This is a genomic window from Spirosoma migulaei (assembly GCF_054776855.1).
Window position 1 is genome coordinate 391145 of the sequence record NZ_BAAHBG010000010.1, and the last position, 14394, is coordinate 405538.

General features: G+C 48.4%; 12 protein-coding genes. 5 read left to right on the forward strand and 7 right to left on the reverse strand.

The genetic code is table 11. The annotated features are described in order from the left end of the window. Window positions 1-186: 186 nt before the first annotated feature. The 3 genes from ACYVGO_RS12170 to ACYVGO_RS12180 all read right to left on the reverse strand — a co-directional run bounded on the left by ACYVGO_RS12170 (window position 187) and on the right by ACYVGO_RS12180 (window position 4655). Window positions 187-3369 (reverse strand): SusC/RagA family TonB-linked outer membrane protein, encoded by a 3183-nt coding sequence (locus ACYVGO_RS12170; protein ID WP_460969500.1) that lies wholly within the window; start codon window positions 3367-3369, stop codon window positions 187-189. A gap of 217 nt (window positions 3370-3586) precedes the next feature. Then, window positions 3587-3937 carry an MmcQ/YjbR family DNA-binding protein gene (locus ACYVGO_RS12175; RefSeq protein ID WP_142771306.1) on the reverse strand — a complete coding sequence of 117 codons (351 nt, stop codon included), beginning with the start codon at window positions 3935-3937 and terminating at the stop codon, window positions 3587-3589. 139 nt (window positions 3938-4076) lie between these two features. Beyond that, window positions 4077-4655 carry a DUF6252 domain-containing protein gene (locus tag ACYVGO_RS12180; RefSeq protein ID WP_460969501.1) on the reverse strand — a complete coding sequence of 193 codons (579 nt, stop codon included), beginning with the start codon at window positions 4653-4655 and terminating at the stop codon, window positions 4077-4079. 360 nt (window positions 4656-5015) lie between these two features. Here ACYVGO_RS12180 and ACYVGO_RS12185 point away from each other — a divergent pair, with 360 nt between their 5' ends. After that, entirely contained in the window at window positions 5016-5699 is a 684-nt protein-coding gene (locus ACYVGO_RS12185; RefSeq protein ID WP_460969502.1) for a GNAT family N-acetyltransferase, read from the forward strand. Window positions 5700-5762: 63 nt separating this feature from the next. Here the strand turns inward: ACYVGO_RS12185 and ACYVGO_RS12190 are convergent, their stop codons facing one another. From ACYVGO_RS12190 to ACYVGO_RS12205, 4 genes are all read right to left on the reverse strand, one after another. Continuing rightward, window positions 5763-6872 (reverse strand): serine hydrolase domain-containing protein, encoded by a 1110-nt coding sequence (locus tag ACYVGO_RS12190; RefSeq protein WP_460969503.1) that lies wholly within the window; start codon window positions 6870-6872, stop codon window positions 5763-5765. 114 nt (window positions 6873-6986) lie between these two features. Continuing rightward, a complete protein-coding gene (locus tag ACYVGO_RS12195) occupies window positions 6987-8930 on the reverse strand; it encodes a histidinol-phosphatase (protein ID WP_460969504.1) in 1944 nt (647 codons plus the stop codon). 417 nt (window positions 8931-9347) lie between these two features. Continuing rightward, window positions 9348-9983 (reverse strand): hypothetical protein, encoded by a 636-nt coding sequence (locus ACYVGO_RS12200; RefSeq protein WP_460969505.1) that lies wholly within the window; start codon window positions 9981-9983, stop codon window positions 9348-9350. Window positions 9984-10017: 34 nt separating this feature from the next. After that, on the reverse strand, window positions 10018-10158 hold the full coding sequence (locus ACYVGO_RS12205) for a hypothetical protein (RefSeq protein WP_460969506.1): 141 nt from the start codon (window positions 10156-10158) through the stop codon (window positions 10018-10020). Between the two features lie 127 nt (window positions 10159-10285). On the opposite strand from ACYVGO_RS12205, the gene ACYVGO_RS12210 reads away from it, so the two are divergent. From ACYVGO_RS12210 to ACYVGO_RS12225, 4 genes are all read left to right on the forward strand, one after another. After that, entirely contained in the window at window positions 10286-11083 is a 798-nt protein-coding gene (locus ACYVGO_RS12210) for a HipA family kinase (protein ID WP_460969507.1), read from the forward strand. Then, window positions 11070-11444 carry a DUF3037 domain-containing protein gene (locus ACYVGO_RS12215; protein ID WP_142771298.1) on the forward strand — a complete coding sequence of 125 codons (375 nt, stop codon included), beginning with the start codon at window positions 11070-11072 and terminating at the stop codon, window positions 11442-11444. Before ACYVGO_RS12210 ends, ACYVGO_RS12215 begins: the two co-directional genes overlap by 14 nt. Before the next feature lie 123 nt (window positions 11445-11567). Then, window positions 11568-12869 carry a serine hydrolase gene (locus tag ACYVGO_RS12220; protein WP_460969508.1) on the forward strand — a complete coding sequence of 434 codons (1302 nt, stop codon included), beginning with the start codon at window positions 11568-11570 and terminating at the stop codon, window positions 12867-12869. A gap of 136 nt (window positions 12870-13005) precedes the next feature. After that, window positions 13006-14325, forward strand: a complete 1320-nt coding sequence (locus ACYVGO_RS12225) for a serine hydrolase domain-containing protein (RefSeq protein WP_460969509.1) — start codon at window positions 13006-13008, stop codon at window positions 14323-14325. The last annotated feature ends 69 nt before the right edge of the window (window positions 14326-14394 follow it).

Consider the following 14394-nt stretch of genomic DNA (forward strand, 5'->3'; position numbering starts at 1 on the left):
TAGAACGTAGTCGCTTACAGGCTGATGACCCGCACCAATAACCGATATCTTGGTTTGGTTGGTGTTGATCTCGTCGAAATTCTTCGTGCAGCCAACAGCCCAGAACAACGGAGCCGATAGGCTTGCCGCCACGAGCGTTTGTCGCAATAGCTTTTTATAGGATGTCATAATGACGATAGTTTCGAATTAAAAAGAAAGTTTCAGATTCAAACCGATGCTCCGATTCGATGGTAGCGTACCGTATTCAACGCCCTGGAAATTACCATTGGTTAGGTTCATGTCGGGATCGAACCACATTTTGCGTTTGCCAATGCCCGGAATATCCAGAATAGAACTACCCCGGTAAATCCAGAACAAGTTGCGGGCTACGAACGACAACCGGGCCGACTTGATGAAGAAATTCGAAGGCACTGGAATACCGTACCCAATCGATATTTCGCGCAGGCGAACGTTGGTGGCATCATAGGCAAAGAACTCACCCCAGCCGTACCGCTTGCCCGATACGGTTTGCCAGAACTGCTCGGCCGAAATAGCCGTTGAATTGGTTTTGCCTGCACCAATCAACGTTACTCCATCGGCACCGGCAACACCAGCCGTTACACCTGGCAACACCCAGCCACCATCACGCTTCTGAGCCGTTACTTCGGGAATACCGCTAAACGCCAGGTTCATTTCGGTACCCGAAACGGCAATGCCACCAAACCGGCCATCAACCAGGAAGCGGAGCGAAAAGCCTTTGTAGGTAAAGGAGTTTGTAAAACCCAATTGCATTTTTGGGTTGAAGTTTCCAATCAATTCCTGCTCTTTCGTGGCAACTGGCAAGCCTGTCGACGAAACCGATGCTTCCGAAACGGTTGAGCTATTCGACTGTGAGCCAATCAGGTATTGACCGGTAGCCGCATCTTTTGCCCAACGATAGGATACGATGTCGCCGTACGACCCGCCCTCTGCCACAATCGGTGATGCCGACCGGCCATAGCCACCCGACAGAAACGCCGTTTTAATATCAGGCGACAGGCTAAGGATTTTGTTGCGGTTCAGGCCCATGTTCAGGGTCAGATCCCAGCTAAACTGATCCGTTTTGATGGCGGTTCCATTAATCACCACTTCAAGACCCATGTTGCGGATATCGCCCGCATTGATGTATTGATCCTGGAAGCCAGATGCTGGGGCCAGGCCCAGCTTTAGCAACTGGTTGATCGAGTTCGTTTTATAGGCCGTAACCGTAGCACCCAGGCGGTTGCTAAAGAAGCGCGCTTCAACCCCAACTTCCAGACTCTTCGTAATCTCAGGCTTCAGATTGCCAATGGCCTGTGTACCATCCCGGCTGATAAAGCCAGATCCGGCCCCCTGCGCATACGAGTAGTTGGTCTGTAAGAGATAGGCGTCGGCTGAATTACCCACCTGCGCGTATGAACCGTTGATTTTCAGGAACGATAGCGGCCCTGACAGTTTCAACAGATCCGATAGAACGACCGATGCGCCTACCGATGGATACTGGAACGAATACGGCTTGGGCAATGACGATGACCAGTCATTACGCAAGCTGGCGTTCACGAAAATAGCATCCCGCCAGGCCAGCGATGCCTGCCCGAACAACGACTGTGTCTGCTTACGAATAAAATCATCCGTTACGCTCAGGTTCGTACCAAAGTTCAGGTTGAACCGGTTCGGTACGTTCAGGCCGTCTGCTACTGCATTCGTTGATTGGTAACGAATGTCCTGAATGATGGCACCGGCCTGATAATCAAGCGTCAGGTCTTTGCCAAGGCTGTTTTTCCCTTCAATCAACAGATCATACCAGCTTTGGGTATTAACAATGTTGTTCCGGGCGAATTTACCACCTGCCTGATTGGCCCATAAAATTGTACCCTGCGAGTAACTTTCTTCGTTTTTGTCGAAGTACTTATCGAGGTTGGCGCGTCCCTGAATGCTCAGGAAGTTAGTCAATTGATACCTTGCCGAAACGAAGCCAATCACCCGGTCACGATACTGGTTGATGGCCGTTTGGTTGGTCATCCAGTACGGGTTCTGGTAGATCGACGATAGGGTCGATGGCCAGGCCGTTGGTGTTTGTATATTGAAGGCATTCGGTGCGGCATAGTTCTGAGCCGTAGCCAGACTAACGTTGCGCGGAATCTGATACAGGTCAATCACCGGCGCATTTTCTTCACCCGTCCGTGGCTTGTTCACCACCGACTGATTGATGTAGGTTATTTTGGCATCGGTCGATAACTTCGAGCTGATCTGATTCGACAGGCGAAGGTTGATCGTGTGGCGCATTAGATCATTGCCCGGCACCGTTCCCTGTAATGCATTATTGGTGTATGACAGATACGTCTGCGACTTCTCTGAACCACCCGTAATACCGATCGAATTATTGAAGCTTACCGCCGTGCGGAAGAAATCACGGATGTTGTTGGGTTGAGCCGAGTAGGTATCCGTTTTGCCCAGGTAGTTTGTATACGACTGGCCCGTCATGGCCGCGCCCCAGCTAGCCCCAACAGCAGGGTCCATTTTGCCGCCAACGCCCTGGCCGTATTGGTTCTGCACCATCGGCAACGCAAACGGCTTATCGATCGAAACACCCGAGTTTATATCGACCGCTACGCGTCCTGCTTTCCCGCGTTTCGTTGTCATCAGGATTACACCATTAGCAGCCTGACTACCGTATAACGCAGCCGCCGACGCACCACGTAACACCGTAACGTTCTCAATATCATCGGGATTGACGTTCGATGCACCGTCCGAATTGGCTACACTACCAAAATCGCTGGTTGCCTGTCCGAATGTGCTGTTATTGATAGGCACACCATCCACAACGATCAGCGCGTTGTTTGTCCCCTGAATAGAGCGGTTACCCCGCAACACAATCCGTGATCCCGTACCGGGTCCGCCTGAACCCTGGGTAATATACGCACCAGCAATCTTGCCTTGCAGTGTATTCAGTACGTTACCATCCCGAACCTCATTGATCTGAGCAGGCTTAATGCTTTGCGTAGCATAACTCAGCGCTTTAGCTTCCCGTTTGATCCCTAAGGCCGTTACCACCACCTCGCCCAGCAGCCGGTCATCGGCCACTAGTGATACCGTGATCTGAGCTTGTCCAGCAGATATAGCAACATCTTTTGCTACATAGCCTACCGATGAAATTGTCAATACAGCACTTCCGCTGGGTACGGTTAGTTTAAATCCACCTTCAGCATCCGTTGTTGTTCCTCGCGAGGTTCCTTTGATAACCACGTTTACACCAGCGATAGACTTATCCTGCTCATCACGCACAATGCCGGTTATCTGCCTGTCCTGCGCCCAAAGAGGCCCAGTTACGGCAAATACCAACAAAACGCAATAAAGTACGTTTTTTAACATAGTCTTAGAATAGGTTAGAATGAAAGAGTAATCTTAGAGAATATAATTCTGTTTTAGCATGTCAATCCGAAATTTTAATGAGAATTCTAATAATAACACACATAGTTCTTAAAAAAACTTAAAATTTAAATTTACGGAGGTTACAAAAGCAGCAAAGTGCCCATATATACTCATACGGACACTTCGTTATACTAAGTATATTTACTCTTATCCTTTTTTACTCATATCGACTTTGTTTGACTATCATGGCTAGCTTTTTAGGGGCCACTTCGCAGTAGGCCATTGTGAGGGCATCGACCAGTGTCTCTTCAGGAACATTAGCGAGGTTGATGAGTGTCCAACCCTGCTTTCCCCACTTATTCGGAACGGGATAAATAATCGAGCTATCAAACGTCGAAAAAACGTCCTGGTCTATTTCAGACAACTTCACACAGACCCGATTATGCGGTCCATTGTAGGTAGCAAATATCTTTTTACCTACTTTAAACGAAGGTTTTTCGAAATGGGGCTGTTCGGTTGTTTCGGGCAGAGACAGGGCTACTTGTCTAATCAGGTCCAGGTTAATCATTCTTTGTTGTGTCAACTACGAATAGGTCCTTAATGTACAACATTTTAGGGCGTCATTAAAACTTTATAGTACTGTGATCACACAAAAACCGCCAGCTCTTTACAAAGCTGGCGGTTGTCATATGTACTCAATTTTGAGGCTATTTAAAGGGTACACTGAACTTACCTTCGGTGATTGTACGCTTCACCCCTTTGTCGCTATAGGCCGTGAAGGAAAACGTACCTTCAACGGTTGTAGTGGTCATGTTTGTGATCGTAACGGTGCCATCACCAGGCTGCACGCGTGTAGAGAAGGAATCGGAACCGTCGCCAAGGGAAAGCGCCCCGAAATTAACGTAGCTTAATGGATGGGTACCAATCAGGGCCGAATAGGGCAAGGCAATCATGACCACATCGCTCGTTTTGCTGTCGAGCCCATAAATAGCGTAGTAACCTTCGTTACCGGGTGCTGCCACTCGGGCATATACTAAATCAGGCTGAAACACCTTACCGTCTATTTTTGTATAGAAACCCAATGTAGAGGTGGTCTGCGTGGTTGACTGGCCGGGCGTTGTTGTTGCGGTGGTCGTCGTGGGTGTAGTGGTTGTTGTGGGTGTAGTTTGGGTTGGCGCCGGTACTACATCATCGCTTTTTTTGCTGCAGGAACTTAAACCAACCAGGCCAGAGATGGCCAGGATTGCTACTACACGTACTGTTTTAATGGTTGAATGAGTGATCATTGTGTGATTAAAAATAGAAAAGTTAGATTCTGTTTTACGATGATTCAGTCGCCTGAGCCGGTGAGGAAAGAAAACTTTCTGTGTCTATTTCCCTGTTGACGAATCAAAACTAATACAGTCGGAAAGGGGCTATCAGGAAGACTATACAGAAGGCGGGCCTAGCTTTAAAAGCGGTGGAAATGACCCTAGAACTGGCAGGTTCATTTAATGAAACTTACCTAAACGTAGAGCAGAGAACAACTTCGCCCCTAATTTTTATCTACATTCAACCGGCCGCTCGCGTAGCGGCTTCGTAGTCGGACTTAACTCTGCCTAACTAAATTAGTACGTATAACCACAATCTGTGATCCCGTCAACTTGATGAAACATATTCTGGATAACCCCGCCTGGTATGCCCTGCTATCTGGCAACAAAGCCCTGGCGAATGGGACGGAAACAGCTAAATATTTTACACCCGACGTATCCCCGTTTGCTGCAGTAGCCGAACCTACACAGGCTAATTTGGAATTGTTGCATCAGACAATACCCTTTGCTACGCCGATTGTTCTAATCAGCGATAGGCTATTGTCGATAGCTGATCCCTGGAAGGTGCTACACCGGCTGGATGGTTTCCAGATGGTGTATACCAAACCAGCCGAACAATCACCAACCGGCCCGACGGTCATTTCATTAACCGAACAGCACGTCCCTCAAATGCTGGCTTTAACCGAATTGACAGTCCCAGGCCCCTTTGCCAGCAAGACCATTGACTTTGGCCATTACGAAGGAATTTTTGAGGGCGAAGACCTCATTGCGATGGCTGGCCAGCGGTTACATGCGTATGAATTTGCAGAGATCAGTGCCGTTTGTACCCACCCGGATTATTTGAGCAGAGGCTATGCCCGGCATCTGATTATCCGTCAACTTTGTCGGATTCAGGCCGCAGCTGGCACGCCCTATCTTCACGTACGGTCCGATAATGTTCGGGCGGTCAACGTGTATAAAGCAATGGGGTTTGAAACCCGGAAGGAGATTTACTTTTATATTTTACAATCAGTCAGATAAGCTTATTGACCACAGAGACACGGAGAATAATTCTGTGTTCTCCGTGTCTCTGTAGTCAATAAATCATTTACTATTCTCTACCAATCCCTCTATTGTCTTTAGAATAACCGGCAACTTTTCGTGGGCATTGTTACAAAGCACAATAATGGTTTTATCGACATCGATATAGCGCATGATTTGGGTTTTATAACCGGGATTATCGCCGTCGTGCCACACCACTTTGCCGAGTTTATCGTTCTGCTTTATCTCCCACCCAAATCCATAGTGCGTTAAGGAGCTATCGTTCAATTTGGCAGGTGTAAAAGCCTCCTGTAAAGTTTGCTGACTCACCAGTTTATTGGTGTATAGTGCCCGATCCCATTTCAGTAGATCGCCAGCGGTGGAGCTGATCCGGCCGGGGCCTTTGCGGTTGCCCAGCCAGATCGCATAGTTGAATTCAGGAAACGAATCGGCCCGCACGTAACGCTTTTTGTCAGGTACATACATATAGCCCCAGGCCATGTCGGGCAGTTTGATCTTTGCGTCGCGGGTGCGAATATCGGTATGTGTCATGCCAACCGGTTTGAAAATACGAGCCCGGCAAAACTCGATAAAGTCCTGACCACTGGCTTTTTCAGTAATACTGGCAAGCAGCATATAGCCCGTATTGCTATACTGGTATTTGGCTCCTGGTTCGGCTAGTTTAGCCGGGTGATATTGAATCAAATAGGCAATGTTATCGGCGTTGTTTGCCACCTTGCTCTTGTCCCAATGCTTATCCATTACATCCTGATAATCGGGCAAACCCGACGTGTGGTTGAGCAAGTGGCGGATGGTAATTCCCGGATAGGGCAAGCCCGGAATGTATTTTTCAATCAGATCATCGTAAGCCAGTTTACCTTCCTGCTTCAGCATCAGGATGGTCATGGCCGTAAACTGTTTCGACACCGACGCCAGTTCGAAAATAGACGATGTGGTTATGGGCGCTTTGGTCTCAAAATTTTTATACCCGAATGCTTTTTCATAAACCGGTTTGCCCTTGTCGGCAATGAGCACGACACCGCTAAAGTCGGGCGTATTGGCAAAGAGCGAGTTTAGTTCGGTAGTCAATGTGGCCGAGTTGGTCTGTGCCCTAATAGGCCACGTAACAGTGAATAGAAAAAGAAATAAGTGGGTAGCAAATCGGACGTTCATGCAGGAGGAGGTTGTATTGCGTCACCAAATTAAGCGGAGTTCAGGATTAATCGGGCATACTGCTGGAGAAAAAGCCTTTTGCCTAATTAATCCCGAACGCTGATGCTATACAGATCAGTTACTCCCCGCTTTCAACAAAAAATCCCTCGCCAGCACGAGTTGGTCTGTACTGATAAAATCGACACCCGCTTCGCGCAGTTTCGCCCAAACGGCCGGGTCTTCGGGGCTGGCCCAGAGTCTCAGTTTTTTACCTTCTTTATGCACCCGCTCAACCAGTTGGCTCAGCTTCTGGAATTCATCGGCAGGCATATCGCCTTTTCCTCGCCAGCTCAACTGGTTCGGATACGAATCACTAATGAGTGCCATTACTGCCGAGTTATATCCCTTTCCTAAATCGGCCGGGCGACCATCGACCGAAAGCAATCTTGATTTGGCATTGACCAGGGTTTGTATCGGCCGATTGCCCGACAGCACGACCGTAACTATACCCGCCTGATTTTTAGTTTTGTTTCCGGTTGTTAAGATCGAGCGATAGCGCTGCAAAACCTTATCTAAGGCCTGATAGGTGCTATCCGCATTCGTTTTGGCATCGATCATCAGATAAAAAGGTCCTTTATAACCAGCCAGTGCATGACCACCATTCTGCCGAATTCGCTCTGCCAGAGGCTTTAAATACCGATTTTCAAGGGTTGCCGCCGGATTTTTGAACGTAGGCCGATCATGGGCCACATACAAGGTATCGTCAATGAGATGGACATCCGCTTCGACACTCGCGAATCCACTGTCCAGCGCATCCAAGAGTGGTCGCGATTGCTCATAATCGTTATGGGCATGCGCATTGGGTAGCGCAACGATACCAGAGAGGGGCTGCGGCACCAGCGATTGCGCAATGGGTTGTGTCCAGGCTGTTTCTACGTCGCCTGGCATAAATGGATTGTACTTTGGTTTAGTCGATATAACCTTAGCCCGAACCAGTAAAACATCATCCGTCAGCGTGTAGGTAGCCGCGGAATCAGCTATTTCACGCAATAATTCAGCCTGTTGACTCCCTTTTCGAACACCAAAAAACTGAATGCGGTAGGTTACGTCTGGCTCGGTTTTTACCCGTACGGTAAGCGTCTTTCCAAATTGGGGCAATTGCTTTAGCGTAACGCCCGAACTCGTATAAAAACGCCCAGCTTCCATAGCTTCAATGAGGGCTTTGGGTGTCAATACGGGCGCATTGACCATCACCCAGCTTCGTCCTGAATTGGCAAACGTAGGCCCGAAAAAGTAATAATTGTGGCTATCGTCGGTACCCAGTCCGTACATGAGCGGGCGGCCCTGTTGCAGGAAATGAAGGTTGATTTTATCCCACATCGACTCCGTGCCTTCATGGGTACTGTCGCCGTAGTTATTCACCAGATGATGCCCGTTAAAGACTTCAAAAAAACGCTCATGCCGAAGCTGCATCAGGTCCTCGGCTTTAACGGCATAATAAAAATTGGGGTGATTGATGTGCGAGAACATCGGTTGGCCCGTCAACCGTCGCTGGGCAATCACCTGATCAATATTGTTCTGCATCACATCGGCAACGCTATTGCCGGGTAATGGCCGAATGAGATTCTTCACATTCGTTACATTGATATGAATCGGTTTGCCCTGATAGCCCGTCGAGAGTTCTTCGTTTTTGAGGATCAAGAACTTACCGGGTTCTTCAAAGTAACTGCGGTATTCGTCCAGTTTTTTAAGCCGGACTTTCAGCGAATCATTGGCCCCTTTTTGATACACAACCCAATCGGGGCCAAAGGTGCGCAGGTAGCGGTCAAACGTTCGTCGCCGATCTTGCTGCCGAGGCACATTGACCCACTTATCAACATCCTGTAAAATATTATGATCCGATAAGCCCACAAATTGGTAGCCATTCGCCTTGTACCAATCCATGATCATTTCGGGATAGTCGTCGCCATCGCTCCAGAGCGAGTGCGTGTGAAGGTTCCCTTTGTACCAGTTTTGAGCTTGCGTTAGAGAAGAAAGAAGGCAAATAAATAACAGACTGAAGCAAACGTTTTTTTTCATTGAGCCAGGTGGGTCATTTTACTCAGAAGTAAACAGAGCCCTAAAAATACCGATTCCAGCTCATTAACTGTTTGCGAAGGATGGGATTTCGAATGCCACATTTCGGAAATATGGCGTACGAAATCCCATCCTTCGCAAACGAATTAGACTCGCTCATGTTCTCGCTTGGCTTCGCCGAGTGAGGGCTATTTTTTAAACGGCCTCTGGCCGGTGAATGTCGTATTAAGTTCAGAAACGGGCCAGAGGCCCTTGAACTAATAATCCTCACTCGGCGTAGCCAAGCGGGAACGCGGGGGCCAAAGGCCCTTAAACCAATATCCCGCACTGGTACGCCAGCCCGGTCGAAAAGCCAAGCGAGAACGCATAGAACGGCGAAACTCATTAGAATCAATAGAATCCAGTTTGCTGAAGCGCTGGTCATATAGCCTGATCGACCAGATACGTCATTAGCTGAACGGCTGATTGAATAACGGGGCCAGCCATTGGGTCACGTTGTAAAGCATCAAATGGGCCCAGTCCAAAATAAAGTCCATCCGAAACCAGGAATGTCAGCTTGATCATACCCGCCGTTGGAAATGAGGTTCGCCCTTGATCCCAGAGCCCAATTCGATGCACAACCGTCATACTGCTGGCGAAGAGCTGGCTAACTAACTGGTTGGATTTATCGGTCTGTGTATCCCAGACAAGCAGTTTTTCGGTGTGATTAATGTACCGACAGGTTCCGTCTTTAAAGGCCGCCAGGACGTCGAGTCCATCACCGACCGCAACCTCAATAATGACACCTAGCAGTTCTTTAGCGTGTACAGGAAATCCTTTGGCTAAAAGCAAATTATACGCCAGTATCTGCGGCCTTGTTTCCAGCGTTTCGTCGACCGAAATAGCCTGTACTGTACCGAGATCCGGGTTTTCGGCAAGCAATGTATCCCAGGGATAGCCCGTTGGCTGCGTTGCTGATTTGTATAAATCTGTACTGTCGCAAAAAAGAAGCCCGTACAGTTTATTCAGGCCTGCATCATGATAAGGTTTGATTGAGTTTATAGAAGACAAATTCATTGGGTTCATCGTATTTTGAGTTTAAAATTACTCGTTAGATGCCACCGGCATACACGTAGAACGGCAGTACTAACTGATTGACGCTGGCAAATGTACAGGCGCTGAAATTGGCCAGCCTGGCGGACTTGACAACGGGTAGTAATGGGTTAGTACTAAGCAAAAAACGCCATTCCATTAGCGCCGAAACCGATTATGAGTCGTAGTATCTAAACAGGAAAGTGCTCTCTTTTGAAAATTAGCCCTAAATTTCCAGGACGGTAGATTTGCCTCCGCTATCTACAGAACATTTCGAATCGCGCCTTGTGTCCTATACTCAACCTGACCTCCGAACCGTCAACGTAATCCGCTACGCCAAGCCGTTGCGTGAAGGCGGTTCTTTACCCGCTCTTGTCGAAGCCGACGATGAGTTCTTGTACGTGCTAAAATTTCGGGGAGCCGGGCAGGGCTCCAAAGCCCTCATTGCCGAACTCGTTGCGGGTGAACTAGCCAGGGCGCTTGGCCTGCGTATACCCGAAATCGTGTTTATCAACCTCGATGAGGCCTTCGGCCGAACTGAGCCCGACGAAGAAATTCAGGATTTACTGCGGGCTAGTGAGGGGCTTAATCTTGGCCTTCACTACTTATCCGGCTCCATCACATTCGATCCCATTCTGAATCATGTCGATGCTCAGTTAGCCTCCAAGATTGTGTGGTTGGATGCGTTCGTGATGAACGTAGATCGCACTGCTCGAAATACAAATATGCTCATGTGGCATAAAGAATTATGGCTGATCGATCATGGTGCGTCGCTCTATGTACACCATACCGGCCCCACCTGGCCCGAACAGAGCCGACGGCCATTTGCGCCGATCAAAGACCATGTGTTGCTGCCTCAGGCAACCGAACTCGACGCGGTTGATGCTGAGTTTCATCAACTACTTACGGCCAATCATATTCAGAACATTGTGTCGTTAGTGCCCGATGAATGGTTGGCGAACAACGGGGTTGCAGAGTCAGCTTCCGAACAGCGCGAGGTGTATGCCCGGTTTCTAGTCGATCGGCTGGCCGCATCAGAAATTTTCGTCAACGCAGCTAAAGAGGCCAAAAATGCACTTGTTTGAGTACGCCGTCATTCGGGTTATGCCGCGCGTTGACCGGGAAGAATTTCTGAACGTCGGCGTCATTGTATATTGTCGTTCGCAGGGCTTCCTACAAACGAAATTTGCGTTAAATGAACATCGTCTTCACGCATTTTCATCGGAGCTGGACATGCAGGAACTGGCCGATCGGCTGGGTGCTTTTGAGCGAATATGTGCAGGTCGCGCACAGGGGGGAACCATTGGCAAACTCCCGATAGCCGAGCGGTTTCGCTGGCTCACCGCAACGCGCAGTACGGTGGTGCAAACATCACCGGTTCATCCCGGCTTGTGCGTCGATGCGGGCGAAACACTCACGCGGTTGTTTACGCAGTTGGTTCTGTGATTTTTGTCATTCCGACCGTAGGGAGGAATCTTAAGCTTGACTAATGAGGAGCTTGAGATTCCTCCCTACGGTCGGAATGACAAAAACTGAATTATAAATAACCTTAAAATTCTCTTGGCGGTTATGCAATCTGTCAAAAAACGTCTCGCCGGAATTTTCCTCCTGGGTGCCCTCGTCACATCCGGCTTCGGTCAGGCTCGAACGGATGCGTTCCTGACAAATTTATTGTCGACGAACAGGAGTCCAATTTTCCAGGAAGTGATCAAGCATCCGGAAACGTATCGACTGCAAATCATCTACACGCAGATCAACCGGGATAAGGCCAATAAGCCCTCGTTCACGAATTATTATTTCCATGTCGATAGTACCGAGTATTTCAATCCGGCCTCTACGGTGAAGCTGCCATTGGCGTTGTTGTCGCTGGAAAAACTCAATCGATTGAACAAACCCAACGTGACTAAATTCACGTCCATGCAGTTCGACAGTGCGTATAGCAAACAAACCAGGGAATGGACCGATAAGACAGCGCAGGCTGGTTATCCATCGATTGCTCATCTAATTAGAAAAGCCTTTCTGGTGAGTGAGAATGACCCGTACAGCCGCATGTATGAGTTTGTGGGGCAGAGCGAAATCAACCGCTCCTTGCATGCTAAGGGTTATCTGGATACACGCATCACCCACCGATTCGTGCGCATGACCAACGACGAAAACCGACATACAAACCCCGTTCGATTTATTCAGGACGATGGAAAACTGATTTATGCCCAACCGGCGGCTTACAATGAAGATCCTTTTGATTTCCGGCGCGTCGCCAAACTGGGCAGGGGTTATTACCTGAGAGACAGCCTGGTACATCAGCCTTTTGATTTCACTGAACGCAATAAATTCCCACTCGAAGCTTTTCAGCAAATACTTCAGTCGGTCATGTTCCCCCAGTCAGTACCAACAAAGCAACGGTTCAATCTGACGAAGGACGACTACCGCTTTTTGTACCAATACCTCTCGCAGTACCCCAGCGAAACCAATTACCCGAAATACGACGCCAAACAGTACTACGACAGTTACGTAAAATTCTTCTTTATGAACAGTCTGCATCACCAGATGCCCGAAGGGATTCGGGTGTTTAATAAAGTGGGCTGGGCGTATGGTTTTCTTACAGATGCATCCTACGTTGTCGATTTCAAAAACAAGGTGGAGTACATGCTAACGGCCACCCTCTACGTCAATAGCGATGGTATCCTGAACGACGACAAGTATGAGTTTGACAGCGTAGGCCACCCATTTTTGTACCAGTTAGGGCAAACGATCCATCAATTTGAGTTGAAACGAAAACGTCAATATGTTCCTAATTTGGAAGCCTTTCGGATACCCTACGAGAAGCGCGTCAATGATGCGAGGCCGGTTGTTAAAGACGTTGACAATTGAGTACCAAACACCATTATTAACCACAGAGGCACAGAGAACACGGAGATTTAAATAAGTAATTTTTTAACTCTGTGTTCTCTGTGCCTCTGTGGTTAAATTTATTCCTAAATGTTAGTGCCCTTAATTCATAAACTCCATGACCCTAAAAACTACATTCCGGGCTATTGCGTTGGTTGCGCTCACCGCCATCTCCCTCCATGCGCAAACCGGCACTAAACAAAATCCCCAGCTCTTAACGGTTGCGTCTCCTGAATCAGCCGGATTTTATCCCGAACGACTCAACCGGATCGACGGACTTATTCAGTCGTATATCGATAAAGGCGCTTTTCCGGGTGTGGCGGCTATTGTGGTGAAGGACGGCAAAATCGTGTACCACAAATCATTTGGCAAATCGGATCTGGAAACGAACAAACCGATGGCGAAGGATGCCATTTTCCGGATTGCTTCCATGACTAAAGCCATTACGTCACTGGCGGTAATGATGCTTCACGAAGAAGGCAAAATCATGCTCGATGATCCCATCAGCAAATACATTCCTGAATTTGCCAAACCCGTAGTCCTCGACAAATTCAACGAGAAAGACAGTACCTACACGACCATTCCGGCCAAACGGGAAATTACCGTTCGGCACTTGCTTTCGCATATGTCGGGACTCAACTACAATGTTATTGCCAGCGACCCTCGCATGCGGGCTATTTACACGAAAGCTGGTGGTATTCCTGATGCCTTCGTTACCGATAATCTCAAACTGGGCGATATGGTCAAGAAACTCGCCAAGCAACCACTCAACCACCAGCCCGGCGAAAAATGGACCTATGGCCTGAGTATCGATGTGCTGGGCTATCTGGTCGAAGTGGTGTCGGGACAAACGCTGGCGGAGTTTTTTCAGAAACGAATTTTTGAGCCACTGGGCATGAAGGACACGTATTTCTATTTACCCGATGCGAAAAAAGATCGTCTGGTGGCGCTGTATTCGGAAGACAAAGAGAAAAAACTGATAAAAACGGCCAGCATTAAAACGCTACCCGTCGATCCCGATTTCCCGATCATGGGCGCAAAAACATACTATTCTGGCGGTGGCGGTTTATCCAGCACAGCCTATGACTACGCTATTTTCCTGCAAATGCTGCTCAATGATGGCGTTTATAACGGGAAACGGTTATTGAGCCGAAAAGGCGTTGAGCTATTCACGAACAGCAACCAAACCGGCACCTTATTTCCCGATCCCGGTAGCTATTTCAGTCTGGGTTTCGAAGTCATCAATGATAAGGGACACGCAAAAGACCTCAATAGTATCGGTACGTTTTCGTGGGGTGGTGCATTCAGTACGCACTACTTTGCCGACCCTAAAGAGAAAATCAGCGTGGTACTGATGAAACAAATGTGGGGCACTACCTATGGTGGTGAGCTTGACAAAAAGTTTGACGTATTGGTCTATCAGGCACTGGACAACTAGCTTGCTGTAAGCGCAACAACCGGCCAAAATGTTCCAGTTGATGCGGATTCGGTCAAACACGACCCCGTC

Bases quoted from the DNA above. Each gene is read 5' to 3' on its own strand.
- ACYVGO_RS12170 (WP_460969500.1), bottom strand. From the start codon at position 3,369: ATGTTAAAAAACGTACTTTATTGCGTTTTGTTGGTATTTGCCGTAACT.
- ACYVGO_RS12175 (WP_142771306.1), bottom strand. From the start codon at position 3,937: ATGATTAACCTGGACCTGATTAGACAAGTAGCCCTGTCTCTGCCCGAA.
- ACYVGO_RS12180 (WP_460969501.1), bottom strand. From the start codon at position 4,655: ATGATCACTCATTCAACCATTAAAACAGTACGTGTAGTAGCAATCCTG.
- ACYVGO_RS12185 (WP_460969502.1), top strand. From the start codon at position 5,016: ATGAAACATATTCTGGATAACCCCGCCTGGTATGCCCTGCTATCTGGC.
- ACYVGO_RS12190 (WP_460969503.1), bottom strand. From the start codon at position 6,872: ATGAACGTCCGATTTGCTACCCACTTATTTCTTTTTCTATTCACTGTT.
- ACYVGO_RS12195 (WP_460969504.1), bottom strand. From the start codon at position 8,930: ATGAAAAAAAACGTTTGCTTCAGTCTGTTATTTATTTGCCTTCTTTCT.
- ACYVGO_RS12200 (WP_460969505.1), bottom strand. From the start codon at position 9,983: ATGAATTTGTCTTCTATAAACTCAATCAAACCTTATCATGATGCAGGC.
- ACYVGO_RS12205 (WP_460969506.1), bottom strand. From the start codon at position 10,158: ATGGAATGGCGTTTTTTGCTTAGTACTAACCCATTACTACCCGTTGTC.
- ACYVGO_RS12215 (WP_142771298.1), top strand. From the start codon at position 11,070: ATGCACTTGTTTGAGTACGCCGTCATTCGGGTTATGCCGCGCGTTGAC.
- ACYVGO_RS12220 (WP_460969508.1), top strand. From the start codon at position 11,568: ATGCAATCTGTCAAAAAACGTCTCGCCGGAATTTTCCTCCTGGGTGCC.
- ACYVGO_RS12225 (WP_460969509.1), top strand. From the start codon at position 13,006: ATGACCCTAAAAACTACATTCCGGGCTATTGCGTTGGTTGCGCTCACC.